The sequence below is a fragment of the Kitasatospora sp. NPDC058492 genome (genome assembly GCF_042720685.1).
Lineage (GTDB): Bacteria > Actinomycetota > Actinomycetes > Streptomycetales > Streptomycetaceae > Kitasatospora.
The window spans coordinates 50,926-64,219 of the sequence record NZ_JBHXMU010000057.1 but is presented as its reverse complement, the minus strand read 5'-3'; the positions used below and the strand labels follow the sequence as shown (position 1 = coordinate 64,219).

Here is a 13,294-nt window from a genome sequence, read left to right as displayed (position 1 = left end):
CCCTCAAACGCGCCCAACACCACAACTGGCCACCACCACAACCGGCAACAGTCACCGTCACCCAGCACGACACAACCTAAAGTCACTGGCATTGGTCCTAGGGCGTGTCGTCAAACCCCCGTCGTCCGCCCGGAGGGCGGGCGTGGCGGCGCTGGGGTGCGTGCATCGCAAGGCGGAGGAGGGAGTCCATGCGGAGCATCGGCGACCGACGACAACGCGGCGAGGTGCGTGCCCCAGCGTCGGCGCGCAGGCGGGGGTTTGACGACACGCCCTAGGGTCGTCGGCGACGGAGATCCCGCCCGACCGCGAGGAGCGATCCACCATGAGCACGTTCGTACTGGTCCCCGGTTTCTGGCTCGGCGCCTGGGCCTGGGAGGAGGTCGCCGGGCCGCTGCGCGCCGACGGGCACACCGTCCACCCCGTGACGCTGCCCGGGCTGGCGGAGCGCGCGGGCGAGGCCGAGCCGATCGGGCTGGCGGAGCACATCGCCGCGCTGGCCGACCTGCTGGTCCGCGAGGACCTGTGGGAGGTGGTGCTGGTCGCGCACAGCGGCGCCTGCGCCCCGGCCGGCGGCATCGCGGACCGGATGCCGGAGCGGATCCGCCGGGTGGTCTACCTGGACAGCGGCCCGATGATCGACGGCGGTTCGCTGTACGACCTCTGGCAGCCCGACCACCGCGCGGCGGCCGACGCCTCGGTGGTCGACGGCCGCCTCCCGATGCCCTCCTGGGCCGACCTCGCCGCCGACGGCGCCAGTGTGGAGGGCCTGGACGAGGCCGCGCTCGCCCGGATCCGCGAGCGGGCCACCCCGCAACCGGCCGGGGCGTACCGGGACCGGCTGCGGCTGACGGGCGCCTCGGCCGCGCTGCCGCAGGCACTGGTGACCTGTTCCTTCCCGCTCGCCCAGGTGCAGGCGATGATCACGGCCGGCCACCCGTGGTTCGCCGGGCTCGACGGGCCGAACTGGGAGCTGCGCGAACTGCCCACCGGGCACTGGCCGATGTTCTCCCGCCCGGCCGACACGGCGGCGGTGCTGGCCGGGCTCGCGGCGCTCTGACCCGCCCTCGGCTCGGACCCGTCCGCGGGTTCGTCTGCGGGTTCGTCTGCGCGAAGCCCCGTTGACGTCGCAGGATGGGCACGGCGCCGGGCACACGGCCCGGCGCCCGTCCGGCCGAGGGCCGGATCCCACGGGAAAGCGAGCCCCTGCGGATGCACGCGGAGCGCGAGAAGTGGCCGCTGGAGGCCGTTCGGGTCAGGCTCGGGTACGAGACGAACGGCAGCCACGGGCCGACCTCCCGGAAGGCCGCCCTCACCGGCGCCCTGGACGACGCGCTGGACGACGCCCGGCGCGCCGGGCGCGCCCGGCTGCTCGACGTCCGCGACCACACGCCCGTCACCCTCGCCCTGCGGGCCGGGGTGGCCATCGACACCACGGAGGACCGGGTATGACCAGCACCGCCGAGGAGTACGACGTCATCGTCCTGGGGGGCGGACCGACCGGCGAGAACGTCGCCGACCGGACGGCCTCCGCCGGGCTGCGCACGGTGGTCGTGGAGGCCGAACTGGTCGGCGGCGAGTGCTCGTACTGGGCCTGCATGCCGAGCAAGGCGCTGCTGCGCCCGGTGGCCGCGCTGGCCGACGCCCGCGCGGTGGCCGGCTCCCGGGAGGCGGTCGGCGACCGGCGGCTGGACCCGGCCGCGGTGCTGGCCCGGCGGGACTCCTTCACCTCGCACTGGAACGACGACGGCCAGGTGCAGTGGCTGCGGGACGCCGGCATCGAGCTGGTGCGCGGCCACGGCCGGCTGGCGGGCGTGCGGACCGTCACCGTGGAGGCCGAGGACGGCACCGAGCGGGTGCTCACCGCCCGGCACGCCGTCGCCGTGTGCACCGGCAGCCGTCCGGTGCTGCCCACGGGCGTGCCGGGGCTGGCGGAGGCCCACCCGTGGACCAACCGGGAGGCGACCGCCGCTCCGGCCGTGCCCGGGCGGCTGGCGGTGGTCGGCGGCGGCGTGGTCGGGGTGGAGCTCGCGACCGCCTGGCGGGCGCTCGGCTCCGAGGTGGTGCTGCTGGTGCGCGGCGACCACCTGCTGCCGCGGATGGAGCCGTTCGCGGGCGAGCTGGTCGCTGAGGGCCTGCGCGAGGCCGGGGTGGACCTCCGGTTCGGGACGGAGGCCACCGCGCTGGAGCGGGCGGACGGCGCCGGGCCGGTGGTCCTGACGCTCGGTGGCGGCGAGCGGCTGACCGTGGACGAGGTGCTGTACGCGACCGGACGGGCCCCGCGCACCGCCGACGTCGGGCTGGAGCAGGTCGGGCTGAAGCCGGGCGGCTGGCTGGAGGTGGACGACAGCTGCACCGTGCTCGGCGTCGACGGCGAGTGGCTGTACGCCGCCGGGGACGTCAACCACCGGGCGCTGCTCACCCACCAGGGCAAGTACCAGGCCCGGATCACGGGCTCGGCGATCGTGGCCCGCGCCCAGGGGCGCGCGCTGGACACCTCCCGCTGGGGCGCGCACGCCGCGTCGGCCGACAGCGCGGGCGCGCCGCAGGTCGTGTTCACCCATCCGGAGGTCGCCGCCGTCGGACTGACCCTGGCGGCGGCCGAAGGGGCCGGGCTGCGGGTCAAGGCCGTCGACCACGACTTCGGCGCCGTCGCCGGGGCCTCGCTGTACGGCGACCACTACCGCGGCCGGGCCAGGGTGGTCTTCGACCTGGACCGCGAGGTGCTGGTCGGCGCCTGCCTGGTCGGCCCCGGGGTCGCCGAACTGCTGCACTCGGCGACCGTCGCCGTGGTCGGCGAGGTGCCGATCGACCGGCTCTGGCACGCCGTGCCCTCCTACCCGACGATCAGCGAGGTGTGGCTGCGGCTGCTGGAGGGCTGCCGGGGGTGAGCCGGGCGGGTGAGCCTTCCTGACGAGAGAGCCTTCCGGGTGAGTGGGCGCGGCGAGATGTGGCCGCCGGTGGACGGCGGGACACTGGGCGGCGGGGGCCGTCCCGGGGGGCCGTACTCGTCACCAGGTGGTGTGGGCATGACCGAAGTGCTGTTGGCCGTCGGAACCGAGAAGGGCCTCTTTCTCGGCCGCAGCCGCGACCGGCTGGACTGGGAGTTCAGCGGGCCGCACTTCCGGATGAACGCGGTCTACTCCGTCTCCATCGACCGCCGCGACGGCCGCACCCGGCTGCTGGTCGGCGCCGACAGCAGCCACTGGGGGCCGTCCGTCTGGCGCTCCGACGACCTCGGCGCCACCTGGTACGAGCCGCCGCAGCCGGCGATCCGCTTCCCCGAAGCCACCGGCGCCTCGCTCACCCGGGTCTGGCAGCTCCAGCCGGCCGGCCCGGAGGCCCCCGGCGTCGTCTACGCCGGCACCGAGCCCGCCGCGCTGTTCCGCTCCGAGGACGGCGGCGAGACCTTCCGCCTGGTCGAGTCGCTCTGGAACCACCCGCACCGGACCGACTGGGGCGCCGGCTACGGCGGCCAGGGCCTGCACACCGTCGTCACCGACCCGCGCGACCCGCAGCGGCTGCTGGTCGCCGTCTCCACCGGCGGCGTCTACCGCAGCAAGGACGGCGGCGACAGCTGGGAGCCCGCCAACACCGGCCTGCGCGCCGAGTTCCTCCCGGAGGAGGGCCAGTACCCCGAGTTCGGCCAGTGCGTGCACAAGATCGCCCCCGACCCCGTCGACCCCGACCGGCTGTACCTGCAGAACCACGGCGGCGTCTACCGCAGCGACGACTGGGGCGCGAGCTGGCGCTCCGTCGCCGACGGGCTGCCCGCCGCGTTCGGCTTCGCCGTCGCCGCCCACCCGCGCCGGGGCGACACCGCCTACCTGTTCCCGCTCGGCGGCGGGGACGACCGCATCCCGCCCGGCCGCCGGTGCCGGGTCTTCCGCACCACCGACGGCGGCACCAGCTGGCAGCCGCTCGCCGACGGCCTGCCCGGCGAGGACCACTACGGCGTCGTGCTGCGCGACGCGCTGCGCACCGACGACGCCGAACCGGCCGGGATCTACTTCGGCAACCGGACCGGCGACGTCTACGGCAGCCACGACGAGGGCGAGAGCTGGTCACCGCTGATCTCCCACCTGCCGGACGTGCTCTGCGTCCGCGCCGCGGTGGTGGCCTGACAATTCGGTTGCCCCCGAGCGCGCTCTCGTCGACCATGACGGCGGACGAACGACCGTGCGAATGGGGCTGGGTGTGACCGAAACGAACTGGGTGATCGGGCGGAACGGCGAGGGCGTACCGGTGGTGCGCTACCTCCCGGGCGAGCGGGAGGGGCGGCCCTGGGCCGACCTGCTGGAGGTGGTGGACGGGAGCGGCGGCACCGACCCGGTGGAGTTCGTCCGCACCGAGCTGGCCGGGTGGGTGGTCTCCGGGACCCCCGAATTCGGCCTCGCCCTGCTGGAGCACGGCGCCACCGTGCTCCGGCACTCCCACGCCATGCGGCGCGACCTGGTCGCCGACCCGCCGCCCGCCGACTGGGCCGGGGCCCCGCTGCGCGGCGGCCTGCGGGCCGTGCCCTGCGACCGCGCGCCCGAGGACCTGTTCGAGGCCTGGCGGGCCGCGTTCGCCCCGGGGCACCCGGACCACTTCGCGGGCGACGACCGGCAGGCGCTGGCGCAGCGGATCGCCCCGCTGCTCGCCGGCGAGGTCATCGGGCCGGTGCTGCCGTCCAGCCTGCTCGCCGTGGACGCGCAGGACCGGGTGGTGGCCGGGCTCGTCCTCACCGACCGCGACGGCCTGCCGTGGATCGCCGACGTCTTCCGGCACCCGGAGCTCGGCTACCGGGGCCTCGGCGCGGACCTGCTGCGCCGCGCCGTCGCCGACGCCGCCGAACGCGGGCTCGTCGAGGTGCAGTTGGCCGTCACCGACGGCAACCCGGCCCGTCGGCTCTACGAGTCCCTGGGCTTCGAGGTGCTGAGCACCTCGCTGACCGTGATCGTGCCGGAAAAGGGCTGACGGCCACCGAATCCTGTCCGGCCGGTCTCGGTGGATCAGCCCGAGACCGGCCGGACCGGCCAGGGCACGCCCTACGGCCGGGCCAGCTCCAGGACGGCTATCCCGGCCAGCACGATGAGGCTGGCGCTCAGCCGCAGGCGGCCGAGCCGCTCCCGGAACACCACGGTGGCGATCAGGGCGGCGATCACGATGCTCGTCTCGCGCAGCGCCGCGATCGTCGCCAAGTCCCCCCGGGACTGCGCCCACACCACCAGGCCGTAGGCCGTCAGCGAGAGCACGCCTCCCGCGATCCCCACCGGCACCACCTTGCCGACCCCGGTCAGCAGCGAACGGCCGCGCCGGGCCCAGGCGATCAGCGCGAGCGTCGGCCCCTGCAACAGGAACAGCCAGGCCACGTAGCCGCCGACCGTCCCGGCGTGCCGGACGCCGCTGCCGTCCAGCACCGTGTAGACGGCGATCATCACGCCCGTCCCGGCGGCGGCCCCGAGCGCGGGCAGCTGCGCCCGCCCCGGGACGCCCTTGGCGAAGGCCAGCCCGATCAGGCCGCAGGAGATCACCACCACGCCCAACAGCTCGCCCGCGCCCGGGTGCTGGCCGAGCACGGTGGCCGACAGCAGGGCCACCAGCAGCGGCGCCGAGCCGCGCGCGATCGGGTACATCTGCCCGAAGTCGCCCAGCTGGTAGGCGCGTAGCAGCAGGACCGTCGACGTCGTCTGGACGGCGACCGAGGCCAGCAGGTACGGCCAGGCCGAGGCCGCCGGCAGCGGGTTGAGCAGCACCAGGACGAGCGCGCACGCGGTGTAGGTCAGGTTGATCAGCGCGAAGCCGACCAGCTTGTCCGCTATTCGGTGCGCCAGGCCGTTCCAGACGGCGTGCAGCACGGCCGCGGCGAGCACGGCCACCGGCACGGCCGGCACGATCTCGGGCATGGCGAAGCTCCCCTCCGACGGCCTTCCGGCGACCCGGCACGGCCTGGAACCGAATTCCACGCTACCCTAGCTCCATGGAAGGACATTCCGACATGACGCCCCTGGAGTCCCAGCTCGCCGCGCGGATCCGGGCCCGGCTCGGCGACCTGCGCGGTGCCGAGGCGCGGGTGGCCGAGGTGGTGCTCGACCGGGGTGCCGGCCTGGTGCACCTGAGCGTCAGCGACGTCGCCGCACTGGCCGGCACCGCCCCCTCCTCCGTGGTCCGGGCCTGCCAGCGGCTCGGCTTCCGCGGCTACCAGGAGCTGAAGATCGCCGCCGCCCGGCACTCCCCCGCCACGGCCCCGGCCCCCGCCGACGACGACGCACGCGACCCGGCCGCCCGGGCCCTCGCCGACACCCTGCGGGCCGCCCGCGCGGCCCTGGACGGGATCACCGCCACGCTCACCGCCGACGACCTGCGGGCGGCCGCCGACGTGCTGGCCGGCGCCGGCCAGGTGGTGCTGGTCGGTTCCGGGCTGTCCGGCGCGGTGGTGCTCGACCTCGCCTACCGGCTGCGCGCGCTCGGCCTGCGCGTCGACGCCCCCGCCGACCCGCTCACCGCCCAGCTGGCCGCCGCCCAGCTCCCGCCCGACGGCGTCTGCTTCGCGGTCAGCCACGGCGGCGCCACCCCGCTGGTGATCGACGCCGCGCGCCGGGCCCGGGCGGCCGGGGCAGCCGTGGTCGCGCTCACCAGCTACGCCCGCTCGCCGCTCACCGAGACGGCCACCCACACCCTGGTCGCGGGCGGGCAGGACCTGGTCTTCGGCCTGGAGACCACGGCCAGCCGGCTCGCCCACCTGGCCGCCGTCGACGCGCTCGCCCAGGCCCTGCTGGCGCTGCGCGGGCGACCCGCCGAACAGGCCCTCGGCCTCTCGGCGGACATCACCGCGGACCACACGTACTGACCGCGGCGGGCGCCCGGCGGCGACGGCAGCCCGGAGCTGTCGGAGGCGCTGTGTAGGCTCGCGGGCATGGCGAGGGTGACACGGGACGATGTGGCGCGGGTGGCGGGGACGTCCACGGCGGTCGTGAGTTATGTGATCAACGACGGGCCGCGGCCGGTGGCGCCCGCGACCCGGGCGCGGGTGCTCGCGGCGGTCGAGGAGCTCGGCTACCGCCCCAACCGGGTCGCCCAGGCGATGGCACGGCGGCGGACCAACCTGCTCGGCATGGTCGTGCCGGACGCCCGCCAGCCGTTCTTCGCCGGGCTCGCGCACGCCGTCGAGCAGGCCGCCGCCGACCACGGCCGGCTCCTGCTGATCGGCAACTCCGACTACGTGGACGAGCGCGAGGCGCACTACATCCGCGCGTTCCTCGGCATGCAGGTCGACGGGCTGATCCTCGTCACCCAGGACCCGGCCACCCCCGGGCTCACCGGCTTCGACGTGGGCGACGGCACCTCGGTCGTGCTGCTGCACCACCGGGCGGAGACCGCCGACGGCGTCGCGGTGGTGGCGGACGACGAGGGCGGCGCCCGCGAGGTCGTCCGGCACCTGCTCGGGCACGGCCACGCCGAGGTGCACTGCTTCGGCGGCACCCTCGCGCTCAGCCCGCACGACCCGGTCACCGGGCGAACGGCCGGCTGGGCCGCCGCGCTGGCCGAGGCCGGGCTGGCGACCGAGGGGCGGCTGGTGCCGGCGCCGTTCGACCGCGTCCGGGCGCACGCCGAGGCGCTCGCCCTGCTGGCCCGGCCCGACCGGCCGTCCGCCGTGTTCTGCACGACCGACGACCAGGCGATCGGCCTGCTGCGGGCCGCCGACGACCTGGGCATCCGGGTGCCGGAGCAGCTCGCGGTGGCCGGTTTCGACGACATCGCCGAGGCGGTGATCGCCGGCCCGGCACTGACCACCGTCGCGACCGCGCAGGACGAGATGGCCCGCGCCGCGGTCGACCTGGTCCTCGGCGGGGCCGAGCGGCGCTCCACCGGCGCGCGGACCTTCCCGGCCCGGCTGGTGCTGCGGCGCACCTGCGGCTGCCCGGCGCCGGAGCGGGCGGCAGCAGGCGCAGCCGCGATCTGACTCCGCGCCACGCGCGCTCCGGACCGGTCGGGCCGCTGCCGGGCCGCCTACCGCCGCACGGGCGCGCCGGTCAGCGGAGTTCGCGCGCCGGTCAGCGGAGTTCGTCCGCGAGGAGGTCCATCAGCAGGTTGTCGTGCCAGGTGCCGTCCGGGCCGCGCTCGTACTGGCGCATGGTGCCGACGGAGCGGAAGCCGACCTTCGCGTAGCAGCGGATCGCGGCCGTGTTGTCGGCCGCCGGGTCGATGATCAGCCGGTGGTAGTGGTGGTGGTCGACGAGGTGGCGGGCCAGCGTGCGGACGGCGTCCGCGCCGAGGCCGACGCCGTGGACCTCCGGGTCGAGGTAGATGTCGATGCCGGCGTGCCGGTACTCGTCGTCGTTGTTGGCGTACCACTGGATGGCGCCGACGATCTTCCCGCCCACCTCGACGGCGAGGGTCTCGGTGTCGGGCTCCTCCAGGTCGCTGGCGACGGCGTCGGCGAGGTCGTCACCGCCCCGCCAGCGGGCGAACACCTCGGGCGTGCCGCGGATGGCCGCGAGCGCCGGGATGTCGTCGGTGCCGGCGGTGCGGAGGGTCACCAGGGTGCCGTGCAGAATCGTCCCCATATGGGGCATGTTGGCACGGAAACAGGCATCCGGCGAGCTGTTTTTCGGTATTCCCCGCGATCGCCCGCACCCCCTCCGAGCAGCGACGATGCTCCACCGCGAAGCACTCGGCGAGAGCGGGCCCCGGGGCGGGGTCAAGGCCCGCCCGCGGCCGGGGCTCAGGCCGCCGGTTCACCCAGCGGGCCGAGCCACACGGCGGTGACCCCGCTGACGTAGCGGGCGCCGCAGTGGTCGTCGGGGACGACGAGCTGCGGGCCGGCGGCGTCCAGCGGGGCGCCGTCCATGCTGGTGGCCAGCAGGATCCGCTGGCCGCCGAAGTCGGGGTCGATCTCGGCCCAGGAGACGACGGCCCGGTGGCCGTCCGCGCCGCTGACCGACAGCAGGAAGCGCAGCCGCTGCTTGCGCCCGGAGAAGTCGATCCGGGGCCGGGCCGCGCACAGCACGTCCCAGAGCGCGGGCCCCTCGTAGTCGTGCCGCTGCTCGCCCTCGGCCAGGCAGTCGAAGCTGACCTCGACGCGGTGCGCGGGGAGGGCGCGCAGCTGGTCGACCGACAGCTCGGCGGGCCGGTCGAAGTGGCCGTGCAGCCGGACGGTGGGGCTCGACGGGGTCATGGTGCTCCCTCCTCCCGGGCCGCGCCGCTGCGACCCGGGAGGGGGTTACCCGAGGGAGGGCCCGGGCATTCGCAGCTGCGGCGCTGAAAGGATGATTTCAGCGGCATCTGCGATGGGACAGAGCGCTTTCAGCTGGTAACTGCGGAGACAGGGGCGGGCATGTCCGAGGAGGCGGCTCGGCGCGCCCCGCACCGGTGGAAGCCGACGGAAGCCGCGAAAGCCGATGGAAGCGGCACCGCAATCGGGCGGACGACTGGTTCCGCACACCTGCCGAGGGGCCCGCACTGGATGATCCGACAAGAAGAATCACCGCCGCATGACTTGCATTTACGATGCCCATGCGCACCTGAGCCTTGCACTTGCGAGGCACAGCCGTGCGCGGCGCACAAAGGCGAGAGCGAGAGCGAGATGAGCGAGAGATGATCGTCGGCGACCTGCTGCACCTCGACGACCTGGACATCCGCCTGGCCTGGGGCACCCCGGACCTGCTCGACCGCCCGGTCACCGGGCTCAGCTCCACCGACCTCCAGGACCCGGCCCGCTACCTCCAACCCGGCGAACTCGTCCTCACCGGCCTGGTCTGGTGGCAGCCCGCCGACGCCTCCGGCGCGCTGCGCTTCGCCACCGCCCTGCGCAGCGCGGGCGTGGCGGCGCTGCTGGCCGGCGAGGGCACCCACGGCAGCGTCCCGGACAGCCTCGCCGACGCCTGCCGCACCCACGGCATCCCGCTGCTGGCGGTGCCCGCCGGAGTCAGCTTCCGTGCCGTCACCGACCGCGTCTACCTGCGGCTCTGGGGGGACCTGCGGGCCGGCGCCCAGGACACCGCGGCGATCCCGGAGACCGTCCGGCACGAACTGCTCGACCTGCTGCGCGCGGACGCCGGGGCCGGCGAGGTGCTGGCCCACGCGGTCGGCCGGCTCGGGGTGCCGGACTGCTCGATCACCACCGCCGGCGGCCGGGCCGTCGCCGTCGCCGCCACCGCCGCTGCCGTCACCGCCGCACCCGCCACTGCCGCACCCGTCCCGCCCACCGGGCGCGGCGACACCGGGCTGCCCGTCGGGCCCCAGGACGGCTCGCCGTTCGACGGCTGGCGGCTGCGCCCGCACCTGCGCTCGGCGGCGGCCGAACCGGCGCTCCAGGCCCTGGCCGAACTGCTCGCCCCGCTCGCCGCCCGCGCCCACGCCGACGCGGGCGCGCGGCGCCGGGCCGCCGGGCGGCTACTGGACGCGCTCGCCGGGGAGGCCGGGCTCGCCGAGCCGCTCGCGGCCTGCGGGCTGGGCGGGGCCGAGTCGCTGGTGGCGGTCACCGCGCGGATCGACGGCGGCCGGGCGGGCGAGGCGGGTGCCGCGCCGGGCGACGGCCCGCCCGTCGCCTGGGCGGCGTACGCGCTGGCCGAGGCGCTGCACCCGCTCGGCGCGCCGTACGCCGCCGGGACCGACCGCGGCGGGCGGTCCGCCGCGCTGGTGGCCGCGCCGGTCGAGCAGGTCGCCGAACGGCTGCGCCGGGCCCGGCCCGCGCTGCAGAGCCGGCTGACCGGCCGGTGCACCCTGCGGGTGGGCGTCGGCCCGGCCTCCCCGCCCGCCCCCGCCGCGCTGCGGGCGGCGCTGGTGCAGGCCCGCTACGTACTGGAGGGCTCGGCCGGCCCGGTCGGCAGCGCCGCCGAACTGGACTCGCTGGACGGGCTGCTGCGCGGCATCCCGCCGGAGGTGACGGCCGCCTTCCACACCCGGTTGCTGGCCCCGCTGGCCGCCCACGACCGGGAGAACAGCGTCTCGCTGCTGGGCACCCTGGCGGTCTTCCTGGACCACGACGGCTCGTGGGCGCGGACGGCCGAGGCACTGTGCATCCACGTCAACACCGTGCACTACCGGATCCGCCGGATCGAGGAGCTGACCGGCCGCAGCCTGGCCCGACTGCGGGACCGGCTCGACCTGCGGACCGCCCTGCTCTGCGCCCCGCAGCCGGTCCGGGCTCAGGCTCCGGCTCAGGCTCGGTAGACCGCCGACGGGAGCGGCGGCTGCTGCGGGGGGACTGACTGAGGGGCCCAGGGCTTCAGGGTGTGTCGTCGAGGCGCAGCCGGGCGCTGACCTCGCCGAGGCCTTCGGCGAGCACGGCCAGCTGCTCGCGGGTGAGCACGTCGATCAGCAGCTCGCGGACCAGGGCGACGTGCCCGGGTGCGGCCTGCCGCAGTGACTCCCGCCCCTGGTCGGTGAGTTCGGCGATGACGCCGCGCACGTCGCTGGGGCAGGAGCGGCGGGCGACCAGGCCCATCCGCTCCAGTTGGGTGACCTGGTAGGTGAGGCCGCTCTTGGAGGTGACCAGCTTGTCGGCGAGTTCGGTCATCCGCAGCGCGTGGGCCGGGGCGGCGGACAGGTGGACCAGGATCTCGTACTGCTGGTGCGAGAGGCCGGAGTCCTCCTTGAGCTGGCGCTCCAGTCGGCGGTTGAGCAGGTTGCTCGCGACGACGAAGCCCCGCCAGGCAGCCATCTCGTCCTGGTCCAGCCAGCGGGGTTCGTTCAGTGTGGACATGTGGTGAAGCCTACTCCTGTTGTTCAAATTCGAACGAAGGTGTACGGTCAGCGAGTAGAGGTTCAAATTTGAACTACTCTGCCGAGCCACCAGTCCCGTTCGACCCAGGAGGAGGACGCCATGAGCACCGCGGCCCCCGAGCGTATGCCCGCCCTGTACCTCTCGCACGGCGCGCCGCCGCTCGCCGACGACCCGGTCTGGCCCGGTGAACTGGCCGCCTGGTCCGCCGACCTGCCCCGGCCCAAGGCCGTCCTGATGGTCTCCGCCCACTGGGAGGAGGCACCGCTCGCCCTCGGCGCCGTCACCACCGTGCCGCTGGTGTACGACTTCTGGGGCTTCCCCGAGCACTACTACCAGGTCCAGTACGCCGCCCCCGGCGCACCGGCGCTCGCCGACCGCGTCCGCAAGCTGCTGCGCGCCCCCGGCACGCCCGTCCAGGACATCCCCGACCGCGGCCTCGACCACGGCGCGTACGTCCCGCTGGTGGAGATGTTCCCGGAGGCCGACATCCCCGTCCTCCAGATCTCCATGCCCACGCTCGACCCGCAGCGGCTGCTGGAGATCGGCCGCCGGCTCGCCCCGCTGCGCGACGAGGGCGTGCTGATCGTCGGCAGCGGCTTCTTCACCCACAACCTGCGGGCGCTCAGCAACGACGGCCGGATCAGCTCGGTGATGGCCGAGTTCGACGACTGGGGCCGGCGCGCCCTGGACGCCCACGACCTGGACGCGCTGCTCGACTTCGAGCGCAAGGCCCCCGCCGGGCGGCTCGCCCACCCGCGCACCGAGCACTTCGCCCCGCTGTTCGTCACCCTCGGCGCCGGCGAGGCCGACCTCGGCAGCCAGCGCAGCGTCATCGACGGGTTCTGGATGGGGCTCGCCAAGCGGTCGATCCAGCTCGGCTGACCGGGCGCACCGTAACTGAGGGTTACAGCGCGCAGCAGGTGAAGCGCTCGCCGATGTGCTCGGGCTGCTCGGCCTCGTCGACCAGGGCGACCGCGTAGTCCGGCACCGAGATCCGGCTGCGCCCGGCAGCATCCGTGAGCAGCTGCTCCAGGCCCGTCCGGTAGCGGCCGGTCCGCTCCCCCGGGCCGATCTCGGCGGCCGGGCTGAGCACCGTCCAGCGGACGTCGGAGACCGCCCGGTAGAAGTCCAGCGCCGCGCCGTGCGCGTGCATGATCTCCAGCACCGGCTCCGGCAGCCCCGGCGCGTCCCAGACCCGCACCCCCGGCGCGGTCTCCAGGCTGCCCGCGCCGCCGACCGCGATCAGCCGGGGCGCGGCGTCGCCGAGCGAGCGCAGGCCCTCCACCAGCGAACGGGCGGCCGGCCCGATCAGTGCCAGGTGGCCCGGGCCGTCGCCGCCGCCGACCGCGCTCACCAGGACGTCCTGGCCGGCCGCCACCCGGGCCACCTGGGCCGGGTCCAGGACGTCCGCGCGTTCGACGAAGGCCGCCCCGCCCTGGTAGCGGTCCGGGTCGCGGACCACCGCGGTGACTTCGTGCCCGCGCGCGGCCGCCTCCGCGACGATGGCACTGCCGATGGTGCCGTTGGCGCCGATCACGGCGATCCTGGCCATGGGGTACCTGCCTGTCTCTCGGGTGGTGGGGGTCG

Annotated in this window: 14 protein-coding genes; 9 read left to right on the top strand and 5 right to left on the bottom strand. The window is 75.5% G+C overall.

The features are described from left to right. The first annotated feature begins 322 nt into the window (after nt 1–322). The 5 genes from ACFWPI_RS30395 to ACFWPI_RS30375 all read left to right on the top strand — a co-directional run bounded on the left by ACFWPI_RS30395 (nt 323) and on the right by ACFWPI_RS30375 (nt 4,956). Nucleotides 323–1,057 (top strand): alpha/beta fold hydrolase, encoded by a 735-nt coding sequence (locus tag ACFWPI_RS30395; protein WP_380374792.1) that lies wholly within the window; start codon nt 323–325, stop codon nt 1,055–1,057. 152 nt (nt 1,058–1,209) lie between these two features. Next, nucleotides 1,210–1,449 (top strand): hypothetical protein, encoded by a 240-nt coding sequence (locus tag ACFWPI_RS30390; protein ID WP_380374791.1) that lies wholly within the window; start codon nt 1,210–1,212, stop codon nt 1,447–1,449. Then, on the top strand, nt 1,446–2,888 hold the full coding sequence (locus tag ACFWPI_RS30385) for a dihydrolipoyl dehydrogenase family protein (RefSeq protein ID WP_380374789.1): 1,443 nt from the start codon (nt 1,446–1,448) through the stop codon (nt 2,886–2,888). Before ACFWPI_RS30390 ends, ACFWPI_RS30385 begins: the two co-directional genes overlap by 4 nt. A gap of 138 nt (nt 2,889–3,026) precedes the next feature. Next, nucleotides 3,027–4,121, top strand: a complete 1,095-nt coding sequence (locus ACFWPI_RS30380) for a hypothetical protein (protein ID WP_063346976.1) — start codon at nt 3,027–3,029, stop codon at nt 4,119–4,121. Nucleotides 4,122–4,194: 73 nt separating this feature from the next. Then, on the top strand, nt 4,195–4,956 hold the full coding sequence (locus ACFWPI_RS30375) for a GNAT family N-acetyltransferase (RefSeq protein WP_380374787.1): 762 nt from the start codon (nt 4,195–4,197) through the stop codon (nt 4,954–4,956). A 71-nt stretch (nt 4,957–5,027) separates the two neighbouring features. Here ACFWPI_RS30375 and ACFWPI_RS30370 read toward each other — a convergent pair whose 3' ends face one another. Next, nucleotides 5,028–5,885: an EamA family transporter gene (locus tag ACFWPI_RS30370; protein WP_380374785.1), complete on the bottom strand. Its 858-nt coding sequence runs from the start codon at nt 5,883–5,885 to the stop codon at nt 5,028–5,030. A gap of 74 nt (nt 5,886–5,959) precedes the next feature. Between ACFWPI_RS30370 and ACFWPI_RS30365 the strand changes: the two genes are divergently transcribed. Together ACFWPI_RS30365 and ACFWPI_RS30360 are read left to right on the top strand one after the other, a co-directional pair. Then, on the top strand, nt 5,960–6,829 hold the full coding sequence (locus tag ACFWPI_RS30365) for a MurR/RpiR family transcriptional regulator (protein WP_380374784.1): 870 nt from the start codon (nt 5,960–5,962) through the stop codon (nt 6,827–6,829). A 66-nt stretch (nt 6,830–6,895) separates the two neighbouring features. After that, the gene (locus ACFWPI_RS30360; protein WP_380374783.1) at nt 6,896–7,942 is read left to right on the top strand and encodes a LacI family DNA-binding transcriptional regulator; all 1,047 of its coding nucleotides are present in this window, start codon (nt 6,896–6,898) and stop codon (nt 7,940–7,942) included. Nucleotides 7,943–8,033: 91 nt separating this feature from the next. On the opposite strand, the gene ACFWPI_RS30355 is transcribed toward ACFWPI_RS30360, so the two are convergent. Together ACFWPI_RS30355 and ACFWPI_RS30350 are read right to left on the bottom strand one after the other, a co-directional pair. Next, nucleotides 8,034–8,546, bottom strand: coding sequence for a GNAT family N-acetyltransferase (locus tag ACFWPI_RS30355; protein ID WP_079135490.1), 513 nt, complete (start codon nt 8,544–8,546; stop codon nt 8,034–8,036). Nucleotides 8,547–8,704: 158 nt separating this feature from the next. Continuing rightward, nucleotides 8,705–9,157 carry a molybdopterin-dependent oxidoreductase gene (locus tag ACFWPI_RS30350; RefSeq protein WP_063346982.1) on the bottom strand — a complete coding sequence of 151 codons (453 nt, stop codon included), beginning with the start codon at nt 9,155–9,157 and terminating at the stop codon, nt 8,705–8,707. A 419-nt stretch (nt 9,158–9,576) separates the two neighbouring features. Between ACFWPI_RS30350 and ACFWPI_RS30345 the strand changes: the two genes are divergently transcribed. After that, complete coding sequence (locus ACFWPI_RS30345) at nt 9,577–11,154, top strand: PucR family transcriptional regulator (protein ID WP_380374781.1); 1,578 nt, start codon at nt 9,577–9,579, stop codon at nt 11,152–11,154. Nucleotides 11,155–11,209: 55 nt separating this feature from the next. Here the strand turns inward: ACFWPI_RS30345 and ACFWPI_RS30340 are convergent, their stop codons facing one another. After that, nucleotides 11,210–11,677 (bottom strand): MarR family winged helix-turn-helix transcriptional regulator, encoded by a 468-nt coding sequence (locus ACFWPI_RS30340; RefSeq protein ID WP_380374797.1) that lies wholly within the window; start codon nt 11,675–11,677, stop codon nt 11,210–11,212. A gap of 129 nt (nt 11,678–11,806) precedes the next feature. On the opposite strand from ACFWPI_RS30340, the gene ACFWPI_RS30335 reads away from it, so the two are divergent. Beyond that, nucleotides 11,807–12,589, top strand: coding sequence for a class III extradiol ring-cleavage dioxygenase (locus tag ACFWPI_RS30335; protein ID WP_363631404.1), 783 nt, complete (start codon nt 11,807–11,809; stop codon nt 12,587–12,589). A 22-nt stretch (nt 12,590–12,611) separates the two neighbouring features. Here ACFWPI_RS30335 and ACFWPI_RS30330 read toward each other — a convergent pair whose 3' ends face one another. Then, nucleotides 12,612–13,259, bottom strand: a complete 648-nt coding sequence (locus ACFWPI_RS30330) for an NAD(P)-dependent oxidoreductase (RefSeq protein ID WP_380374779.1) — start codon at nt 13,257–13,259, stop codon at nt 12,612–12,614. Between the last annotated feature and the right edge of the window lie 35 nt (nt 13,260–13,294).

Coding starts and splice junctions, on each gene's coding strand:
- ACFWPI_RS30360 (WP_380374783.1), top strand. CDS start 6,896: ATGGCGAGGGTGACACGGGACGATGTGGCGCGGGTGGCGGGGACGTCC.
- ACFWPI_RS30395 (WP_380374792.1), top strand. CDS start 323: ATGAGCACGTTCGTACTGGTCCCCGGTTTCTGGCTCGGCGCCTGGGCC.
- ACFWPI_RS30335 (WP_363631404.1), top strand. CDS start 11,807: ATGAGCACCGCGGCCCCCGAGCGTATGCCCGCCCTGTACCTCTCGCAC.
- ACFWPI_RS30345 (WP_380374781.1), top strand. CDS start 9,577: ATGATCGTCGGCGACCTGCTGCACCTCGACGACCTGGACATCCGCCTG.
- ACFWPI_RS30370 (WP_380374785.1), bottom strand. CDS start 5,885: ATGCCCGAGATCGTGCCGGCCGTGCCGGTGGCCGTGCTCGCCGCGGCC.
- ACFWPI_RS30380 (WP_063346976.1), top strand. CDS start 3,027: ATGACCGAAGTGCTGTTGGCCGTCGGAACCGAGAAGGGCCTCTTTCTC.
- ACFWPI_RS30365 (WP_380374784.1), top strand. CDS start 5,960: ATGGAAGGACATTCCGACATGACGCCCCTGGAGTCCCAGCTCGCCGCG.
- ACFWPI_RS30355 (WP_079135490.1), bottom strand. CDS start 8,546: ATGGGGACGATTCTGCACGGCACCCTGGTGACCCTCCGCACCGCCGGC.
- ACFWPI_RS30390 (WP_380374791.1), top strand. CDS start 1,210: ATGCACGCGGAGCGCGAGAAGTGGCCGCTGGAGGCCGTTCGGGTCAGG.
- ACFWPI_RS30350 (WP_063346982.1), bottom strand. CDS start 9,157: ATGACCCCGTCGAGCCCCACCGTCCGGCTGCACGGCCACTTCGACCGG.
- ACFWPI_RS30330 (WP_380374779.1), bottom strand. CDS start 13,259: ATGGCCAGGATCGCCGTGATCGGCGCCAACGGCACCATCGGCAGTGCC.
- ACFWPI_RS30385 (WP_380374789.1), top strand. CDS start 1,446: ATGACCAGCACCGCCGAGGAGTACGACGTCATCGTCCTGGGGGGCGGA.